Source organism: Myxococcaceae bacterium (genome assembly GCA_016000045.1).
In the GTDB taxonomy this organism is placed as follows: Bacteria; Myxococcota; UBA727; order UBA727; family JABDBI01; genus AER2-1.
Genome location: JAECQY010000002.1, coordinates 88,673 through 105,676, shown reverse-complemented (window position 1 = coordinate 105,676; position 17,004 = coordinate 88,673). Strand labels below are relative to the sequence as shown.

At 47.9% G+C, this 17,004-nt stretch carries 19 protein-coding genes; 10 read left to right on the top strand and 9 right to left on the bottom strand.

Annotation, left to right across the window (positions count from 1 at the left end; translation table 11 throughout):
• Window position 1 precedes the first annotated feature (1 nt).
• A complete protein-coding gene (locus tag I8H75_01700) occupies window positions 2-1,033 on the top strand; it encodes a beta-lactamase family protein (GenBank protein MBH2006054.1) in 1,032 nt (343 codons plus the stop codon).
• On the opposite strand, the gene I8H75_01695 is transcribed toward I8H75_01700, so the two are convergent.
• Entirely contained in the window at window positions 1,030-1,665 is a 636-nt protein-coding gene (locus I8H75_01695) for a DedA family protein (protein ID MBH2006053.1), read from the bottom strand. The two genes, I8H75_01700 and I8H75_01695, sit on opposite strands and share 4 nt — an antisense overlap.
• Here I8H75_01695 and I8H75_01690 point away from each other — a divergent pair.
• The 4 genes from I8H75_01690 (at window position 1,657) to groL (ending at window position 4,479) form a co-directional block, all read left to right on the top strand.
• Window positions 1,657-2,178, top strand: a complete 522-nt coding sequence (locus I8H75_01690; GenBank protein MBH2006052.1) for a GreA/GreB family elongation factor — start codon at window positions 1,657-1,659, stop codon at window positions 2,176-2,178. The two genes, I8H75_01695 and I8H75_01690, sit on opposite strands and share 9 nt — an antisense overlap.
• A gap of 112 nt (window positions 2,179-2,290) precedes the next feature.
• Window positions 2,291-2,509, top strand: coding sequence for a 50S ribosomal protein L28 (gene rpmB, locus I8H75_01685; protein MBH2006051.1), 219 nt, complete (start codon window positions 2,291-2,293; stop codon window positions 2,507-2,509).
• Between the two features lie 29 nt (window positions 2,510-2,538).
• Entirely contained in the window at window positions 2,539-2,823 is a 285-nt protein-coding gene (locus tag I8H75_01680; protein MBH2006050.1) for a co-chaperone GroES, read from the top strand.
• Between the two features lie 18 nt (window positions 2,824-2,841).
• Window positions 2,842-4,479, top strand: a complete 1,638-nt coding sequence (gene groL / locus I8H75_01675; protein MBH2006049.1) for a chaperonin GroEL — start codon at window positions 2,842-2,844, stop codon at window positions 4,477-4,479.
• Between the two features lie 102 nt (window positions 4,480-4,581).
• On the opposite strand, the gene I8H75_01670 is transcribed toward groL, so the two are convergent.
• Window positions 4,582-5,559 carry a hypothetical protein gene (locus tag I8H75_01670; GenBank protein ID MBH2006048.1) on the bottom strand — a complete coding sequence of 326 codons (978 nt, stop codon included), beginning with the start codon at window positions 5,557-5,559 and terminating at the stop codon, window positions 4,582-4,584.
• Window positions 5,560-5,691: 132 nt separating this feature from the next.
• Here I8H75_01670 and I8H75_01665 point away from each other — a divergent pair, with 132 nt between their 5' ends.
• Genes I8H75_01665 through psd form a run of 3 tightly spaced genes read left to right on the top strand, consistent with a single transcriptional unit; the run spans window position 5,692 to window position 9,150 of the window.
• A complete protein-coding gene (locus I8H75_01665; protein MBH2006047.1) occupies window positions 5,692-6,948 on the top strand; it encodes a class I SAM-dependent RNA methyltransferase in 1,257 nt (418 codons plus the stop codon).
• Window positions 6,945-8,297: an ATP-dependent helicase gene (locus I8H75_01660; GenBank protein MBH2006046.1), complete on the top strand. Its 1,353-nt coding sequence runs from the start codon at window positions 6,945-6,947 to the stop codon at window positions 8,295-8,297. Before I8H75_01665 ends, I8H75_01660 begins: the two co-directional genes overlap by 4 nt.
• A 40-nt stretch (window positions 8,298-8,337) precedes the next feature.
• Window positions 8,338-9,150, top strand: a complete 813-nt coding sequence (psd, locus tag I8H75_01655; GenBank protein ID MBH2006045.1) for a phosphatidylserine decarboxylase — start codon at window positions 8,338-8,340, stop codon at window positions 9,148-9,150.
• Here the strand turns inward: psd and I8H75_01650 are convergent.
• Genes I8H75_01650 through mraZ form a run of 6 tightly spaced genes read right to left on the bottom strand, consistent with a single transcriptional unit; the run spans window position 9,113 to window position 15,210 of the window.
• Complete coding sequence (locus I8H75_01650) at window positions 9,113-10,450, bottom strand: UDP-N-acetylmuramoyl-tripeptide--D-alanyl-D-alanine ligase (GenBank protein ID MBH2006044.1); 1,338 nt, start codon at window positions 10,448-10,450, stop codon at window positions 9,113-9,115. The two genes, psd and I8H75_01650, sit on opposite strands and share 38 nt — an antisense overlap.
• Entirely contained in the window at window positions 10,380-11,819 is a 1,440-nt protein-coding gene (locus tag I8H75_01645; GenBank protein MBH2006043.1) for a UDP-N-acetylmuramoyl-L-alanyl-D-glutamate--2,6-diaminopimelate ligase, read from the bottom strand. Before I8H75_01645 ends, I8H75_01650 begins: the two co-directional genes overlap by 71 nt.
• A 55-nt stretch (window positions 11,820-11,874) precedes the next feature.
• Window positions 11,875-13,530: a penicillin-binding protein 2 gene (locus I8H75_01640; protein ID MBH2006042.1), complete on the bottom strand. Its 1,656-nt coding sequence runs from the start codon at window positions 13,528-13,530 to the stop codon at window positions 11,875-11,877.
• Window positions 13,527-13,892 carry a cell division protein FtsL gene (locus I8H75_01635; GenBank protein ID MBH2006041.1) on the bottom strand — a complete coding sequence of 122 codons (366 nt, stop codon included), beginning with the start codon at window positions 13,890-13,892 and terminating at the stop codon, window positions 13,527-13,529. The genes I8H75_01640 and I8H75_01635 overlap by 4 nt, the downstream gene beginning before the upstream one ends.
• The gene (rsmH, locus tag I8H75_01630; protein MBH2006040.1) at window positions 13,889-14,761 is read right to left on the bottom strand and encodes a 16S rRNA (cytosine(1402)-N(4))-methyltransferase RsmH; all 873 of its coding nucleotides are present in this window, start codon (window positions 14,759-14,761) and stop codon (window positions 13,889-13,891) included. Before rsmH ends, I8H75_01635 begins: the two co-directional genes overlap by 4 nt.
• A gap of 2 nt (window positions 14,762-14,763) precedes the next feature.
• Complete coding sequence (gene mraZ / locus I8H75_01625; GenBank protein MBH2006039.1) at window positions 14,764-15,210, bottom strand: division/cell wall cluster transcriptional repressor MraZ; 447 nt, start codon at window positions 15,208-15,210, stop codon at window positions 14,764-14,766.
• Window positions 15,211-15,319: 109 nt separating this feature from the next.
• Here mraZ and I8H75_01620 point away from each other — a divergent pair, with 109 nt between their 5' ends.
• Both I8H75_01620 and I8H75_01615 read left to right on the top strand, forming a co-directional pair.
• The gene (locus I8H75_01620; protein ID MBH2006038.1) at window positions 15,320-16,057 is read left to right on the top strand and encodes a triose-phosphate isomerase; all 738 of its coding nucleotides are present in this window, start codon (window positions 15,320-15,322) and stop codon (window positions 16,055-16,057) included.
• Window positions 16,038-16,784: a pyridoxine 5'-phosphate synthase gene (locus tag I8H75_01615; protein MBH2006037.1), complete on the top strand. Its 747-nt coding sequence runs from the start codon at window positions 16,038-16,040 to the stop codon at window positions 16,782-16,784. Before I8H75_01620 ends, I8H75_01615 begins: the two co-directional genes overlap by 20 nt.
• Here I8H75_01615 and yidD read toward each other — a convergent pair.
• Window positions 16,781-16,987 carry a membrane protein insertion efficiency factor YidD gene (yidD, locus tag I8H75_01610; protein ID MBH2006036.1) on the bottom strand — a complete coding sequence of 69 codons (207 nt, stop codon included), beginning with the start codon at window positions 16,985-16,987 and terminating at the stop codon, window positions 16,781-16,783. The genes I8H75_01615 and yidD overlap by 4 nt on opposite strands.
• Window positions 16,988-17,004 lie beyond the last annotated feature (17 nt).

Sequence of the window (17,004 nt, the reverse complement as noted above, 5' to 3'; positions counted from 1 at the left end):
TATGCTAAAGCTCGACTTCATGCGGCTCTTGTTTTTCTCTTTGTTGGCGTGTTCGGCTTTTGCGAAGAGCATTTTTGAACTGGATGCACACATCCAAAACCAGCTGCGTCGCGGCCAGTTTGTCGGGGCCTCTGTCGCCGTGGTCGAAAACGGGGAGATTTCCCTGGTTCGTTCCTATGGGCTGATTAAAAAGGGTAAATCGAATGCGGTGAACGAAGATACGATTTTCCAAATTGGCTCAATCTCTAAACCGATGAGTGCGACACTCGCAGCATTGCTGGAGCAGAAAGAGCAACTGAGCATTGAGTCATCCGATGCTCGCTACATCTTAAGTCACACCACAGGTTACAGCCGCAGCGGTTGGAATAAAAAAATCGAATCCGGTACGGGCCGTTCTTCTTTGATTGAGCAACTCTCGCGTACAACTCATCGCGCGCCTGGAATCTATTACGACTATCATAACGTGGCGTTTAGCCAAATTGAAGAAATGATTGAATCTGCGACAAGATTTCCATTTGAATATGCCATGAAAAAAAATCTCTTTGAGCCACTCAAGATGGATCGAACTTCGATCGGTTCGAGTAATTTTCGCAATATTAAAAACATGGCTTGGCCCCACGTGCCGTATCGCAAAGGATTTACCCCAAGCTCTAATTTTTCTCATTTTTACCACGATAACGTTCCGTCTGCTGCAGGAGTGAACTCGACGGGACGAGATATGGCGGAATACTTGAAATTTATGCTAACGCACAAAGAGCTGGGTAAATTGTGGGAGCCATACGTTCGAACGGCTCACAGCGATGCTGTGTTCCGAGCGTTTAAGTTTCGAAAACCCAAGACCTTTTATGGATATGGATTCCGTCGCATGGAAGATCTGAATGACGAAATCTTAGTATTTCATGGAGGCTGGGTGAAAGGGTTTCGCAGCTTTATCGCCTTTAACCCGGACAAGAAGTTAGGCATCGTGATCCTGGCAAACGCGGAGACTAGCTTTCCCTATAAAACAGCGTTTTGGTTTATGGAGAACGATTAGTCCACTTGACGGTCGTGTTTAAACCAAAGGGTTAAGCCGTATAATCCGCTGAGAAGCAGGGCGAAAACCAAAATCCAGTGAAGCTTGTCTCGAATGACTGCGATCATCACTTCGGGGGAGTTTAAGAGCTCAGGTTGATCACCTAGAATTTCTTGCCCAACCCAGGTTAAGATTGTGCACCAGGCAGCTGAACCGAGGATCGTCATCCCAGAAAAGGCTCCAAACGGCATTCGAAAGAGCCCTGCTGGCATCGAGATAAGGTGTCGAACAACCGGTAAAAATCGTGCGATGAGAATTCCGGTAATTCCAAAACGATGGATCCACCTTTCTGCTTCTTGAACCTTGATGGGGCTAATCCCAAGGTATCTTCCGTATTGTTCGAGCAAAGGATGCCCGAGCCATCGGCAAAGCCAATAGCTGATAGAAGAACCGATGTAGCTTCCCAAGGTTCCAGCCAGAACGACTCCTTCAAACGACAGCCGTCCTTGAGAGGCCCAAAATGCTGCGGGAGGAATCACTAATTCCGAAGGGATTGGGACAATGGAGCTTTCCAACGCCATGAGACCCGCGACCCCCCAATAACCAGAGATTTCAAGCCAGTTGAACCAAACTCGTATGAATTCATGAAACATCGGTGTAAAGATAATCGAGAAAAGAGTACTATGTCAAAGCGATTGACCCCAAAAGGCTATCGGCTTCTCAAAGCCGAATATGAAAATTTGCTTCACGTTGAACGTCCTAAAGTGGTTCGAGGAATTACAAACGCCGCTGCGGAGGGTGATCGTTCTGAGAATGCTGAGTATATCTACGGAAAAAAGCATTTAAGAGAGATCGATAAACGTCTCCAATACCTGGCTCAGCTTTTGAAAGAGGTTCAAGTGATTTGCTTGGAACATAGGCTTCAAAGCACGGTTTCTTTTGGACACACGGTGGTGGTTAAAGACGATCAAGATGAGTTTCGATCGTTTCGCATTGTTGGAGAAGGGGAGACCGAATTTCACGATCGAGCAATCTCTGAACGTTCGCCAGTTGCAAAGGCGCTTCTGGGAAAACGCATTGGAGATATTGTCGAAATCGTCAGGCCTAAGGGAGTTTGGGAGGTAGAGATCTGCGAGTTGCTCAATTCTGTTGACAGAGATCAATAGTCTTGAATTTGAGCGCAACTTTCGCAGCTTAGAATCTTGGTTGCTTAAAATCCTCTACCCTATTGCCCAATTGAATAAAAATGATAGGGTCCCACGGTTTAAAGGAGCTTTTATGGCAATCTGTACTTTGACCGGTAAATCTTGGATGAATGGCAATCGTGTCTCCCATTCCAATATCAAGACGAAGCGTAAGCTAAAAGCGAACGTTCAAACGAAACGCGTATTTGATGTTGAATCCGGTCGCTTTATCCGAGTTGCGCTGTCGACTCGAGCTTTGCGTACTTTAAACAAAAAGACTCTATCGGCTTGTCTCTCTAAATTTTGTGCTTAAGCTAAGAGCACGAAGTTAAGGAGATTCACATGAAGTTTAAACCGCTGAATGATCGTGTATTGGTAAAGCGCTTGGAAGCCGAAGAAAAAATCGGCGGAATTTTTATACCCGATAGCGCTCAAGAAAAACCGATGCAAGGCCTGATTGTGGCCGTTGGTGAAGGCAAATACACCGAAAATGGAGCGCTGCGTCCGCTTGAAGTGAAAGAAGGGCAGATCGTTTTTTTCCGCAAATACGCAGGAAGTGAAGTAACGGTCGATGGAATCGAACACATGATCTTGAGAGAAGACGAGATCTTGGCGATTTTGCAATAAATTTAAGGAGTAACTGCGATGTCAGCAAAAGAAATATGCTTTTCAAACGATGCTCGTAACAAGGCTGCTAAAGGCGTTAACGCTTTGGCGAATGCTGTTAAAGTCACTTTAGGCCCCAAAGGTCGAAATGTTATTATTTCGAAACCTTTTGGTTCCCCCGTTGTGACTAAAGACGGTGTAACTGTGGCCAAAGAAATCGAATTTTCGAATAAATTCGAAAACATGGGTGCGCAGATGGTCAAAGAGGTTGCCTCTAAGACTTCCGATAAGGCTGGCGACGGTACAACCACGGCTACGGTATTGGCTCAATCTCTGTTCAACGAAGGGTTGAAGCTTGTGGCTGCCGGGCACAATCCCATGGATATCAAGCGCGGTATCGATAAGGGCGTTGAAAAATTAGTAGAAGGTTTGAAAGCTCTTTCAACTCCGATCAAAGATCACAAAGAAATTGCACAGATTGGAACGATCTCCGCCAATGGTGAAGTTGAGATTGGAAATATCTTGGCCGAAGCCATGGAAAAAGTAGGGAAAGAGGGTGTTATTACGGTTGAAGAAGCCAAAAGCCTCGATACTACCTTGGAAATTGTAGAAGGTATGCAGTTTGATCGTGGTTATTTGTCTCCGTACTTTGTGACAGACTCTGAACGCATGGAAGTGGTTTTGGAGAATCCGTTGATTTTGGTTTACGAGAAGAAGATTTCTGCCATGCAAGATTTGCTGCCGATTCTTGAGCCCGTAGCCAAAAGTGGACGTCCGTTTTTGATCATTGCTGAAGAAGTGGAAGGCGAAGCTTTGGCCACTTTGGTCGTGAATAAGCTGCGTGGAACTTTGAAGATTGCCGCTGTGAAAGCACCTGGATTTGGAGATCGCCGTAAGGCCATGCTGGAAGACATCGCTTGTCTAACAGGTGCGAAATTCATTTCGGAAGACCAGGGCTGGAAACTTGAGAACGTGACTGTTACTGAACTGGGTTCCGCAAAAGTGGTAACGATTGACAAAGATAACACCGTTATCGTCGATGGTTTCGGGGGGAAATCCGATATTGAGGCACGCGTCAAACAAATTCGCGCTCAAATCGAAGTGACTACTTCGGACTACGATAAAGAAAAACTGGAAGAGCGCTTAGCGAAACTGGTAGGCGGCGTTGCGGTGATCAAAGTGGGTGCTCCAACCGAAGCCGAAATGAAGGAAAAGAAAGCTCGAGTCGAAGATGCATTGCATGCAACCCGAGCAGCGGTTCAAGAAGGCGTGATTCCAGGCGGTGGTGTGGCTTTGATTCGTGCCGCTCAAAATACGAAGTTAGCTGAGCTTGACACAGGCAATGCGCAGCAAAATGCAGGTATTCAGTTGCTGCTGAGAGCCATCGAAGAGCCTCTTCGTCAAATCGCTAAGAACGCAGGTTATGAAGGTTCTGTAGTCGTCAATAAAGTCAAAGAAGGAAGTTCCGGATTTGGCTTCAATGCTGCTTCGGAGGAGTACGAAGACTTGGTTCGATCGGGTGTCATCGATCCGACTAAGGTGGCTCGTACGGCTTTGCAAAATGCGGCTTCGATTGCATCCTTGATGCTGACCACCGAAGCAATGATTGCCGAGCAGCCTAAGGCGGAAAAAGCCGCTCCAGCGAGCGGTGACTACGGCGCGGACATGGACTACTAGTCCACTTTCGCTTGCCGAATAACCAACCCTCTCCAGGCGAGAGGGTTTTTTTATTCGTCTTTTGTCGTCGCTTTGCGAGGCTATTCGATTCCAGTTGATGTGTTATGGGTTCCACTTGTAGTAGAGAGAGTCGGCTACGGCAACTCCGATGTGTTCGAGCATCGTGAAAAGCGTAAATAATTTAAATCGTTGAGAGGGAGCTTGGTCTCTATTTTGGAATAGGGAGAGGCATTGACCGAAATGAAGCCCAATGCGAGCCAGTTGCCGAGAGTTCTTATAAAAACTGGGTTCTGTAGGGCACATGCTCAAAAAACTGGCCGTTTCAGCGATGGTAAGCCCAAACCCAGCCATGGGTCTTAGGGTAGGCAGTTTATAGTATCTAGCATAGTGCTCCGTGAGAGCTAACAATAGTCCAGGGGCGGATGAAAGAAGCCAAACTTCCCAATCGGTTTCAGCGTTGCCCCAGTCGAGCTGTTTTTCTAGGATGAGTGGAACTTTCAGAGCGGCTTTGGATAACTCGGCAGACGGAATGGAGATTCGAACCCGTCGATGGCTTGAAAGATCTTCCAGGCTTCCAATTCTTTGAATCGTTGTTCCAGTGACAGCTCGAGCTCCTTCTCGGGCGAGCCGAAGAGCAAAAATGGTTCCTTCTCTTAGATTGGCTCGATCTTTTAAAAATAAAATGCTGAAATCTCCCATCGCATTAAATGCGCCCATCAAAGCAGCGATATCGTTCTTGCCTAAGTACTTGGCTCCTGACTTAAAGCCTTTAAAAAAGCCATTTAAAAGCGCAATTCCGACTTCTAACGATTGAGGAGGTTCGTAGCAGCCGGGTTCGTTGCCACGGCACATGAGATTGGCTGGAAGCACCAACTCCGTCGTCCCATCGGTCGGAAGATAGGAACACGTTTCACCGTGCCAATGAGGCAAGGTGAAAAAAGGGGTTAAGGCAAAAGGATTGACCACTTCAGCAGGGCTTGAAAGCGAGATCGAGAAACACACCCAAAGTGGAATAACTCCTAAGGCCGTCAAGGGCCTTTTAAACTTTTTGCTGAGTTCCCAGAAGACCTGATTCGCCATTGGCGCCTTATACTGGATGGAAGAGTATCAATCTAGGTCCAATAGAGCTTTTAAGGTTTTTTTATTCATGAGCCGACTCTCTAGCATTTTAGCGCTAACTCGTGCAGTCTGTGCTCGGAAATATAGGTGAAAATGAGACTGTTAAATATCGAAGCGATCGACGATGAGGGGCGTGGGCGGGCTTTTTACGATGCCTGGAACTATGCTGTTCGAGGCGCTTTCCCAGGTGATCAAGTTGAAGTTCGGGTGGAACGTATTTTTAAAGCTCAGAAGCTTTATGTCTGCCGAGTCAAGCGTTTCGCTCGTAAGGGGGAGTTCCACGAGTCAAGAACCTGCCGGCACAAACTTCCCTGTCCGGCTTGTCCTTTGCATGGAGTGAAAGACTCGCTGGTGCTCGAACTGAAGCAGAGCCGAATTCAGGCCGCATTGACAAGTGTGGCACTGGACTTGCCCGTTGAAGCTGTCGTGCCTCATCCAAGCCTGACAGGCTATCGGCAGAAAGTGAAACTCATGGTGGCGGGAGACCCAGGCGACTTACGCTTGGGAGTCTATGTGCCGTATTCTCACCAGTTTTCAGAAGCAAGCGCTTGTCCGCATGTGGATCCTTCGATCAACCAGGCGATACCGATTTTGCTTTCGAAACTCAACGAATCCAAAGCCGAAGGGTTGCAGGCTGTGATTTTGAGAGCCGTTCAAGGGGGTGTGGCGATTGTGGTGGTTACCCTTCAACCCCTTCCAGATGTCCTGTTTACGGATAACCCATTTTTGAGTTTCTCGGAACGCATTCAATCGACGGTATCAAATAATATTTTGGCCGGTGAACCAGGACGTCAAACAGGCCTTCAACGAGTCCCAAGCTTAGAAGGGGGACCAAGCGTCCACCCAGACTCGTTTTGTCAAACGGATCCCATTCAAGCAGAACGTCTGTACGATCTTGTCGCTGATTTTTTGTATCAAGGACCTGGTCATTATTGTGACGCTTATGCGGGAGTGGGTGGTTTTTCAAAAGCCATCTTGAAGAAAGGCGAGGCGAATTTGGTGGCAGTTGAGAGCAATGCACTCTGCATCGAGTCGTTGAACGAATTGGGGATTCAAGTCTACGGAGGAAGTATGGCTGAGTATCTAAGTGAACGCTCATCGGTTCGATGGGCTGGGATTGTGGTGGATCCTCCTAAGAAGGGTCTTCAAAGCGAAGCTTGCTTGATTGCAGCCCTGCAGGCTGAACGAGTGGCTTTGATCTCATGCGACCCGAATGCGATGGCTCGCGATCTTTTAGAGTTTGTTCGGCAAGGCTACCAGGTTGTTCGGATCGTGCCGATGGATTTCTTCGGTGGGACTCCGGCCGTTGAGACCGTGGTATTGATGCGCTACTCTGGAGAGCCCCAGTGATTCCTGAGTTAAACGCAGAACAAGAAGCGGTTGTACGAGCTCCCATGATTTCTCTTTTAGTCTCAGCGGGAGCTGGATCGGGGAAAACACGAACACTGGTTTGTCGAGTCGCACACCTGATTCAGCAAGGGATCGAACCCGGCCAAATTATTTTGCTCACGTTTACCAATAAATCGGCTCGCCAGATGCTGAGCCGAGTAGAAGAAATCTGTGGCCCCGTAGCTCGGGGTGTTATTGGAGGTACCTTTCATTCGGTCGCGCTTGCTTTTTTGCGGCAAGAAAATCCGGAAATTCGATTGATTTCTCGAGATGAAGCCAAAAATATTTTGTTTCGTCTTGTTAAAAATAGCAGTGCTTCCAGCCTCGATAAGGTTTTTGAAGAGATTTCGTTTGCGCTGAATACAAGAACACCGATTCCCAGTGGGCTGACGGAACTCTATGGGTCATTTTTAGAAGCAAAAAGAAATGCGGGTGTCGTTGATTTTGATGATCTGCTCTTAAATTTTGGAAAATTTGCCACCGAAGGTCGAGTTCGCAGCAAAGCCCTTTTAGTGGATGAGTATCAAGATATTAATCGCTTGCAGGGAGCTTTGATCGATGCTTTGGCAAGTACGCATCGAAATCTGATGGTGGTTGGAGATGACTCTCAAAGCATCTACGCTTTTCGAGGCGCCGACACCGGTAACATGCGTCGATTTAAGGCCACTTATCCCGAAGCAAGCCACCTCAGCTTAAGCACGAATTATCGCTCATCTCAAGAAATCGTTTGTTTGGCTAACGCCGCTTTGAAGCGCTTTCCTTTGGCTTTACAAAAGAAATTGATACCCAATCGAGGGAGCATGGCCAAGCCGGCATTGGTGCCTTGCCAAAGTTCATTCCAACAAGCTCTCTTTGTAGGACAACGCATTGAAGAGCTGATCAGATCAGGTGTTTTACCGGGCGATATCGCGGTTCTCTACCGTGCCCATCGCCACAGCCAAGAAGTCAAAAATATTTTGTCTAAACAAAGAATTCATTTTGAAGAGCTGCTTCCAAATCGAGATTGGTCTTTGGAGGGCCAGGAATCCGAGCGCAGTCAAAAGGCCGTGACCTTGGCCAGCATTCATCAAGCCAAGGGCCTTGAATGGAAACATGTGTTTGTGATTTGGCTGGTGGAAGGGCATTTTCCTTCGTTTATGTCCTATCGAGAGCCTCATGGAGTGGAAGAAGAAAGGCGTTTATTCTACGTCGCTTTGACCCGTGCGATGGACTCCTTGACATTTTGCTATCCGCAAGAACGCGCTCTCAGGCGTTCTCGCTTTCTGGAAGAAAGCGTGCATCTGTGTGATCTTTGGTCGATTGCTTCTTAGCGGACTTGCTCGATTTCGGTCGCTTTGATAGGCTGAGCGGATGTTAAATATCTTATGGCTAGTGCCTAAAAATACTCTTTCCCGTTTGATGGGAAAAATAGCTGAGTTATCCATTCCCAAATTCATTCGACCCGTATTTTATCGCCTATTTGGAAATTTTTTTGGAGTCAATTTCTTTGAAATAGAGGATTCGCTAGACTCTTTTTCGTGTTTGCAGGATTTCTTTACGCGAGAATTAAGACCGGGCTTAAGACCCATTGCAGAGGCTTCGGTGGTCAGCCCGTGTGACGGTCGCTGGGGGCAATGCGGTAGGGTGACAGAAAACTGCCTCCTCCAAATCAAGGGAAAGTCGTACTCTTTAGAAGAGCTTATTGGAGAGAAGGTTTCGGCTGAATTTGCAGATGCTTCTTACGCGACCATCTATCTCGCCCCAAGGGACTATCATCGATTTCACATGCCGATGACGGCTTCTTTAACCAAAGTAAGATACATTCCCGGAACTCTGTGGCCAGTCAATTCGTGGGCAGTAAAAAACATCGACCGTCTTTTTTGCGTCAATGAGCGCATGGTTTGCTGGCTTGGCTCCGAATTCATCCTGGTAGCAGTTGGAGCCACGATGGTTGGGAAAGTAAAGCTGGTTTTCGACTCGACGCTCACGACAAACGTTGCTCAATCGACAGGGTGGGTTCAAGAATATGCAGATAGAGGGCCCTCTCTCTTACAAGGTGCCGAATTGGGTCGATTTGAATTTGGTTCTACCTTGGTTCTGATTTCTAAAACGGCTCTCATCGAAGGTATCTTGGGAGACCAAGTTCTTATAGGACAGAATTTATCTGAAGCAGACGCTCAATGACTCTTTCCATTTTCATGAATCGGGAACCTTTGATCCAGATAGCATCGTTCGGTTCTACAAAGTCAATCAGTTTTTCTGCGATTTGAACGCTGTCTTTGGCCCACACAAAATGTTGCATGTTGAATCCAGCTTCAAAAGCTCCTTCTCCATAGTGTTTTGCGTGTTCACCGCAAGCAAAGATCCAATCAATTCCTTTTTGAGTGCAAGCGGCACCGATGGCATGATGTCTTTCTGCCGCTACGCCTCCGAGCTCGCCCATGTCGCCAAGAACGGCTATTCTCCGTCGATCATGAAAGGAGCCAAGTACGGAAATGCCCGCTTCCATGGATTCTGAATTCGCATTGTACGTGTCATCGAGTAGGAGGGATCCCGTAGAAAGCGTTAAGGGTGCTAGTCGCCCTCTCGTTGGCTGAAGCCTTTCCAAACTCTGAACAGCTGTCTTAAAGTCGAGTCCTAAGGCGACTGCCACCGCGAGCGCGCCGGCTGCGTTTTGGACATTGTGATCTCCCAAAAGAGATAGTTTGGCAGAGGCAATTTCTCCCTTGTAGGAGAAGGTTGGAGACTGATAATCCAGGATTCGAAGATCAGCTAATGCCGAATGTCCAAATGTCAAGACTTGGGCTCGTAGTTTTCGTTCGGCTTCTCGAACGCAACGGGGGTCGTCTGCGTTCACAACGCCGATATCGTTTTCTTCCAGTGCTTCAAAAAGCTCCGCTTTGGCTTTGGCAACGCCTTCCACACCGCCCATATTTCCGGCATGAGCGGATCCCATATTGGTGATGAGGCCAATTTGGGGTTTGGCGATTTTAGCTAAACACGCGATTTCTCCGAAGTGGTTCATTCCCATCTCCAAAATCGCTATTTTATGGTGCGGTTCAACTTTGAGTGCGCTTAAAGGAAGTCCCAAATGGTTGTTTAGGTTGCCCTCGTTGAGCCAAACGGCCTCGGTGCTCAAGCATGCTTGACAGAGGGTTGCTAGAATTTCTTTCGTGGTCGTTTTACCCGAAGAGCCTGTTAATGCAACGCGTTTGGCCGGCATGGATAAAAGGTGACGATGAGCTCGGTCTTGAAGCTCTTGGAGAGGATCCAAAACTCGAATGAGATTCGATTCTTGGCCTGGGTAATCGGATCGAACGATGGCTTGGCTGGCCCCTTTCGAAAAGGCTTCTGCAACAAAATCGTGTCCGTCCGATTGAAGGCCTCGGATAGCCACAAAAATATCCCCCGGTTTAAGAGTTCGGGTGTCGATCGAATAAGATTTCACGTGCAATTCGAGCATCGTCAAACGGACGAAACTCATCTCCTATTTGTTGAGTGGTTTCATGGCCCTTTCCAGCGATCAGAACCATGTCTTCCTGAGCGCAGCTTTGAATGGCTGCTCGAATCGCTTCTTGGCGATTCAAGAGAACCGTCATTGTTGAAAGAGGCTGCATATCGGCAATGATCTGATTGGGTGCTTCATGCCGTGGATTGTCTAAAGTGATGAAGACATCGTCTGCGTTTTGATGAGCTACCTGAGTCATGAGAGGGCGCTTGATTCGATCACGGTCTCCTCCGCATCCAAATACCAATTTAATTCGGCCCTGGCTGATTTCTCTTAAAGTTTGCAGAGCTTTTTCGAGGGCGTCTGGAGAATGAGCAAAATCCACAAAAACAGCGGGCAAGGAAGGAGATACACGTTCGAGTCGGCCTTTGGGAAGGATCGGGTTCTGCAGGCCTTGAGCGGTGGCTTCGAGCGAAATTCCGCTTGCGTAGGCAAGACCTGCTGCGCACAGAATGTTTTCTAAATTAAAGCGTCCGAAAAGAGGGGCTTGAACCTCAATCGACTCGGATAAGACTCGTAATGTAAAAGAAAGGCCTTGAGGAGTGAAACGGATTTGAGAAGCAGCAATATCGGCTTTCGAGTCGGTTCCCCAGAGCAAGGTTCGTGCATTTCGCGGTTTTAGTTGATTGAGATTGGGGTCCGTACTCGGTAAAATTGCATAAGCATTGTTAGGAAGAAGCTCATGGAACAGCCTTGCCTTGGCAGTCAGGTAATGATCAAAAGTTTGATGGAAATCCAGATGATCCTGGCTTAGGTTGGTAAAAGCGGCTGCCTTAAAAGAGAGTCCATCCACTCGATGGGTTGCCAGAGCATGCGAAGAGACTTCCATCGCAATCTGATCGAAGCCTTGGTTTCGAAATTGACCCAAATACGCACTCAGATTTTCGGCTTCTGGCGTCGTCAAGCCAAAATAAGTCAAGTTTCGGGTCGAGCCAGCACCAAGAGTTCCAAGGACTCCGGACTTTTTTCCGAACGCTTCGGCCATGGCAGCCAATAAGAAAGTGACTGAAGTTTTTCCATTGGTCCCTGTGACGCCGCATAAATCAAGCTGGCGGGAGGGACAAAGAAAAGCTTCTTCGGATAAGATAGCCGCTGCGATGCGGGCATGATTCGTGCGCCATACTGGGATGTGAAAGGGAATCTCAAAATCAACGCGCTCAACGATGAGCCCAGAGCAGCCGTTTTGAAGAGCTTGAAGAATAAAGGAGTGACCATCGAGAGAACTCAGGCTAGCCCCTTTCGCCGCAACAAAAATAACTCCAGGGGAGGCTTTTCGAGAATCCAGTGTGATCGGGTCCGAAGGTCGGGCAATGGCCAGAGAATTGAGAGGCTCGAAATTAACCATTCGATGTAGGGTTTCCTGTAACACGTTCGCTTTCAAATACAATCCTGAGGATCCGTTAAATCTGTAAGAGAGCTGCTTCAACGATGCGCTTCCAAGCGGGAGCAGCCACGTAGCCACCGTAGGCAATGCCTTTGGGTTCATCAATGGCGACCAAAGCGACGATTTCAGGGTGTTCTGCCGGGGCAAAGCCAACGAAGGAGCTTATATTCAGGTTTTTTGCGTATCGACCCGAAGCGCCTAACTTTTCAGTCGTTCCCGTTTTACCGGCCACCCGAATTCCTTCGATCGCTGCTCGCTTACCGCTGCCATCGCTTTCGGTATCTTGGATCATGTAATGGGTGAGCAGCTTGGCAGTTTCGGGCTTCAGGATTCGAACCGAAGGGTTTGACAACAAGGGGTGATAAGTTTCCCCGTTTGATTTTTTGATTTCTTTTAAAATTTGAGGGGCTACTCGAACACCACCGTTCGCAATAGTGTTGACCATATTGACGACTTGAAGGCTGCTGGCCATGAGGCCGTAACCAAAACTCAGGTTGGCAAAACGCGAGGAAGCCCAAGTTTCGGGTTTAGAGACGTAGCCCTTGGCTTCTTCGGCCATGTTGAGCCCAGGAAGCTCCCCATAGCCAAATTGGCGAATCATTTCATACAGACGTTCTTTGCCTACTCTTTGAGCAAGCTTAAAGGTTCCAATATTGCTTGAGTATTTAAAAATTTCTCCAGGAGTCAGCCACTCCCGTTTGGAAACATCTCGAATGGTTATGTAACCTAGATCCCACACGCCTTTTTCACAGTTGATTTTCTCATCTGGCTGTAACAGGCCTAAATCCATCGCGGCTGAAAAAGTCACCATTTTGAAAGTCGATCCAGGCTCTCCCGTTCGACTAATGGCGTTATTCCGCCAAAGAGAAAGGTTTTTCCCCGGGCGATTGGGGTTGACGAGTGGTACGTTGGCGAGAGCCAGAATTTCTCCGGTTTTGGGTTTCATCACAATGGCCCAGCCGGCTTTGGCATGATGATTTTTGACTGTTTCTTTGAGGATCTCTTCCGTCTCGTATTGAATATTTCGGTCAATGGTAAGCGTGATTTGGTCTCCTCTCAGATCTTCTTGATGAGGAGCCACATAAGTTCGGATCGACTTGGCTCGAGCATCTTGGTAGGTCAGGGTGTTCCATACCTTAGGCTTTAGGTAGCGTTCGAATGCATGTTCGATGCCTCCCAACGATTCACCATCGATGGAAACAAAACCCAGAGTTTGTCCCAAGAGAGCATGGTTTGGATAGAAGCGTTGTTCTTCCTCGGAGATGCCAATGCCCTCAAGTTTTAAATCGGCAATTTCAGCGGAGGTGTTCGGATCGATTCGACGAGCCAGCCAGCTGAAGGAACGATCCGAGAATAAGCGCTCCAGATCAATCTTCGTCAAAGAGGGGAGGGCGCTTTTCAAGGCTCGCGCGACTCGATCGGGATGGTTCATTTTGCGAGGTTCGGCGTAGACAGAATGGAGCGCGACACTGGTAGCGAGTAAGCGTCCTTTGCGATCGGCAATATCGCCTCTGAAATGAGAATAACGAATGGAGCGAAGGTATTGCCGCTCTGCGAGTTCTTTGAGGGCGGATCCTCTGGCAAGTTGCAAAATACTGGCTTTCACCGCGCCTATCAGCAAACCTAATCCGAGTAGGCCTGCCACAATCGATAAGCGCGTTGGCAGCTTCACGGCAATATCACTTTGGGAGCCTGAGAAGGGGGTATCAGATGAAGTGATTTGAGAGCGAAATGCTGTATTCGCTCGGGCCTTTTAAGAACCGATTCTTCGAGTTTAAGCGCCTGTAGTTCAGCCAGGATCTGATCTTGTTCTTTTTCTAGCAAGGCCATCGAATAACCCTCAATGTAATTGCCAACTTGAACAAAGACTAAAAAAAGCAAAGAACCCATGAGAGCGCCCACGCATAAAGCCGGGAAGATGCTTTTGCGTATGGGGCGGTAGTAATGGCGCGTAAAATTCGAATTGTGGATAACGCTTAATCGGGGGTTGCTTTTGATTTCACTGACGGCTTCGGCAAATAAGATTGGATTCATATTCTCTCCCCAATGCGCAATTTGGCGCTTTGAGCTCTTGGATTTTGATGCATTTCAGTTTCGGATGCGGTCACGGGTTTCTTGGTAAGGGCTCTCCAGCAATGAGGTTGGTTTCTTAAATGCTGTTTGATGCGTCGATCTTCCAAGCTGTGGAAAGATAGAAAAGCAATTCGAGAGCCTGGGTGTGTGAGGCTTTCTAGATCCAATAACAGGGTATCCAGTTCCTTCAACTCTTGATTCACAGCGATTCGCAGAGCTTGAAACGTACGCGTGGCAGGATGGATTCGGCTTCGTGGACCTCGAATGGCTTGAGCGATTCGATTCGCTAAGGCCAGAGTGCTGTTGGGAAGGGATTTTTGGTTTTTAATAGATCGTGCAATTCTGCGAGAGAAGCGCTCTTCCCCGTATTGATAAATAATATCCGCCAGCTCACTTTCCGAACTTTCAGCAATCAGATCGTATGCGGAGATCCCGGAGTGGGGGTTCATACGCATGTCAATGGGCCCATCCTGTCGAAAAGAAAAGCCTCGTTCCGGAGTGTCCAACTGAGGAGAAGAGACGCCTAAATCACACAGCAACCCATCCACAGAATGGATTTTTTCGGCTTTTAACACGTGAGCCAGCTCGGAAAAGCGGTTTTGGTATAAACGAACTTGAGGATATTCTTGAGCGACTCCACCCGCGGCATCCAGTTCATGGGCTCTGGGATCTTGGTCAAGAGCGATCACCCGTCCGCTAGGGCCCACAGCTTCGGCTAAAATCCGAAGATGTCCCCCTCCGCCTGCTGTGGCATCCACCACAACGCTGCCCGCTTGGATAGCCAAAAGCGTCCGGATCTCTTGTGGCATAATGGGTAGATGCTCAAACATGGTTACAATCCAAATTTCTCCAATGTCAGACGCAGTCTTTCCAATCCTTCTTGATTGGAGAGACGAATCCGATTCTTTTCATTCCACCGCTCTTTAGACCAAACTTCGATCCGATCTAGCATGCCCGCCCAATAAATTTCTCTCTCCAACCCAGCATAAGAACGAAGCTCTTTGGGAATCGCAACGCGTCCAGCTTTGTCAATGCTGGCTACAAAGCTGGAAGCGATCACCAAGCGCTTAAATTCAGTGATCGCTGGATCGCTGCTGGGCAGCGATTTCAGTCGATCAGCCTGCAATTCGAAATCTTGCAACGTTAAAGCTACCAAACAGGGTTCGTAAAGCGAAAGAGTTAAGACCAGCTGATCTGCTTTGAGAACTTGACGAAATTCGAGGGGAAAGGCGACTCGGCCTTTGTCATCCAGCAGGTTTTCGTTCAGTCCTCTAAACATAAAATTGATTCAATAAAAATTGCTATTCCCACCTAATTCCACTAAATTCCACGGAAATTGTCAAGAGAGGTTCTCGATCGCAAATGGAATGTCTTGGAGTGACGCTAGGATGAACGAAAAAAAATGGATCGTTGGAAATTGGAAGCTGAACCATGGGCTTTTAGAGACTCAAAGTTTTTTTGAATTCCTGCGAACAAGCTGCCAGAAAGAGCGATTTCAATCCTTGAACATCGGAATTGCTCCCGTGGCACCCTTGCTGTCTTGGGCGGTTCAATGTTCACAGAATAGCGGCATTCAAATCGCAGCGCAGAACGTATTTTATCAAGAATCAGGGGCTTATACAGGCGAGTGGTCTGTCCGTCACTTGAGAGACTTAGGAGTTTCTTGGGCCATTATTGGGCATTCGGAAAGGAGGCGGTATTTTGCTGAGACCTCCGAGCAAGTGGCTTGGAAAGCCAGAGCCTGTGTGGAGGGCCGAGTGATGCCGATTGTCTGCGTGGGAGAAACCTTGGCCGATCGAGAGTCTGGGCTGGCTGAATCGGTGATCGAAAGCCAATTAAAACCGGTATTGGAACAGGTTGATCCAAGTCAGATCTGCCTGGCTTACGAGCCCGTATGGGCTATCGGGACCGGCAAAGTAGCGACTTCGAACGAAATAGCCCAGATGCATGAGCGGATCCGTAAGCTGACCCATCCGAGTACCCCGATTCTCTACGGAGGCTCCATCCATGCCAGCAACGCTCGCTTGGTTCTTGAAATTGCCCACGTGGATGGAGTTTTGGTCGGAGGGGCTTCCCTTCAGGTAGATTCTTTTTTAAGCATTCTGAATGACGCGACTCAGTGTTAACATTAACAAAATAGCAACTCTACGAAATGCCCGGGGAGGCGATTTACCCAATCTTGTGCAAGCCGCTCTCGATATCGAGCGATTCGGGGCTCATGGAATTACCGTTCATCCAAGACCTGATGAGCGTCATATTCGCATCCAAGATGTTTACGATTTGGCTCAAAGGGTGACCACGGAATTCAATATTGAGGGCTATCCTTCCAATGAATACTTGAACTTAATTCGAAACATTCGTCCTCAACAAGCAACTCTGGTGCCAGACGCTCCAGAGGTTCTAACCTCGCATGCGGGTTGGGATGTTCGAATTCATCAAGATTTTTTGAAACATCAAATTCATCAGCTTAAGCTTAGCGGAGCCCGAATTTCCCTGTTCATTGACCCTTTCGATTATCAGGAATCGACTCTCACCGAAATTCAGGATACCGGAACCGACCGGGTTGAACTCTACACCGAACGTTACGCTCGATGTTTTGAACTGCCTGTTCGAGAAGAAGTTCTTGGAGTTTATCAGCGCGTGGCAGAAGCAGCTGATCGCATCGGACTTGGCGTGAATGCTGGCCATGATCTCAATTTAAAAAATTTGACTTATTTTTTGAACGAAGTGGGCTGTGTGCAAGAAGTGTCCATCGGTCATGCCTTGATTAGCGATTCTTTGTATTTCGGGCTTGAACAAACTGTGCAGTCTTATTTAAATTGTCTGGATCCAGCGGCGAGAATTTCATTCTAAGGAGGATCGAAGCCTCCGTGGCAGCCAGGGTGGCAACGGAGCAGTCGTTTCACGGTTCGGTAGAAAGCGTTGGCAAAATGGTATTTTTGAAATGACTGCTTCGCGTATTCGGAACAGCTTGGGTAGAAGCGACAACGGGGCATGAGGAATGGGCTGATTCGTTTTTGATAGACTTCAATGAGAAAAAGAACCAATGCAGTCATGGATGACTGATTTCTTA

Bases quoted from the DNA above. Each gene is read 5' to 3' on its own strand.
- I8H75_01700 (MBH2006054.1), top strand. From the start codon at position 2: ATGCTAAAGCTCGACTTCATGCGGCTCTTGTTTTTCTCTTTGTTGGCG.
- I8H75_01690 (MBH2006052.1), top strand. From the start codon at position 1,657: ATGAAACATCGGTGTAAAGATAATCGAGAAAAGAGTACTATGTCAAAG.
- I8H75_01695 (MBH2006053.1), bottom strand. From the start codon at position 1,665: ATGTTTCATGAATTCATACGAGTTTGGTTCAACTGGCTTGAAATCTCT.
- rpmB (MBH2006051.1), top strand. From the start codon at position 2,291: ATGGCAATCTGTACTTTGACCGGTAAATCTTGGATGAATGGCAATCGT.
- I8H75_01680 (MBH2006050.1), top strand. From the start codon at position 2,539: ATGAAGTTTAAACCGCTGAATGATCGTGTATTGGTAAAGCGCTTGGAA.
- groL (MBH2006049.1), top strand. From the start codon at position 2,842: ATGTCAGCAAAAGAAATATGCTTTTCAAACGATGCTCGTAACAAGGCT.
- I8H75_01670 (MBH2006048.1), bottom strand. From the start codon at position 5,559: ATGGCGAATCAGGTCTTCTGGGAACTCAGCAAAAAGTTTAAAAGGCCC.
- I8H75_01665 (MBH2006047.1), top strand. From the start codon at position 5,692: ATGAGACTGTTAAATATCGAAGCGATCGACGATGAGGGGCGTGGGCGG.
- psd (MBH2006045.1), top strand. From the start codon at position 8,338: ATGTTAAATATCTTATGGCTAGTGCCTAAAAATACTCTTTCCCGTTTG.
- I8H75_01650 (MBH2006044.1), bottom strand. From the start codon at position 10,450: ATGAGTTTCGTCCGTTTGACGATGCTCGAATTGCACGTGAAATCTTAT.
- I8H75_01645 (MBH2006043.1), bottom strand. From the start codon at position 11,819: ATGGTTAATTTCGAGCCTCTCAATTCTCTGGCCATTGCCCGACCTTCG.
- I8H75_01635 (MBH2006041.1), bottom strand. From the start codon at position 13,892: ATGAATCCAATCTTATTTGCCGAAGCCGTCAGTGAAATCAAAAGCAAC.
- rsmH (MBH2006040.1), bottom strand. From the start codon at position 14,761: ATGTTTGAGCATCTACCCATTATGCCACAAGAGATCCGGACGCTTTTG.
- mraZ (MBH2006039.1), bottom strand. From the start codon at position 15,210: ATGTTTAGAGGACTGAACGAAAACCTGCTGGATGACAAAGGCCGAGTC.
- I8H75_01620 (MBH2006038.1), top strand. From the start codon at position 15,320: ATGAACGAAAAAAAATGGATCGTTGGAAATTGGAAGCTGAACCATGGG.
- I8H75_01615 (MBH2006037.1), top strand. From the start codon at position 16,038: ATGACGCGACTCAGTGTTAACATTAACAAAATAGCAACTCTACGAAAT.
- yidD (MBH2006036.1), bottom strand. From the start codon at position 16,987: ATGACTGCATTGGTTCTTTTTCTCATTGAAGTCTATCAAAAACGAATC.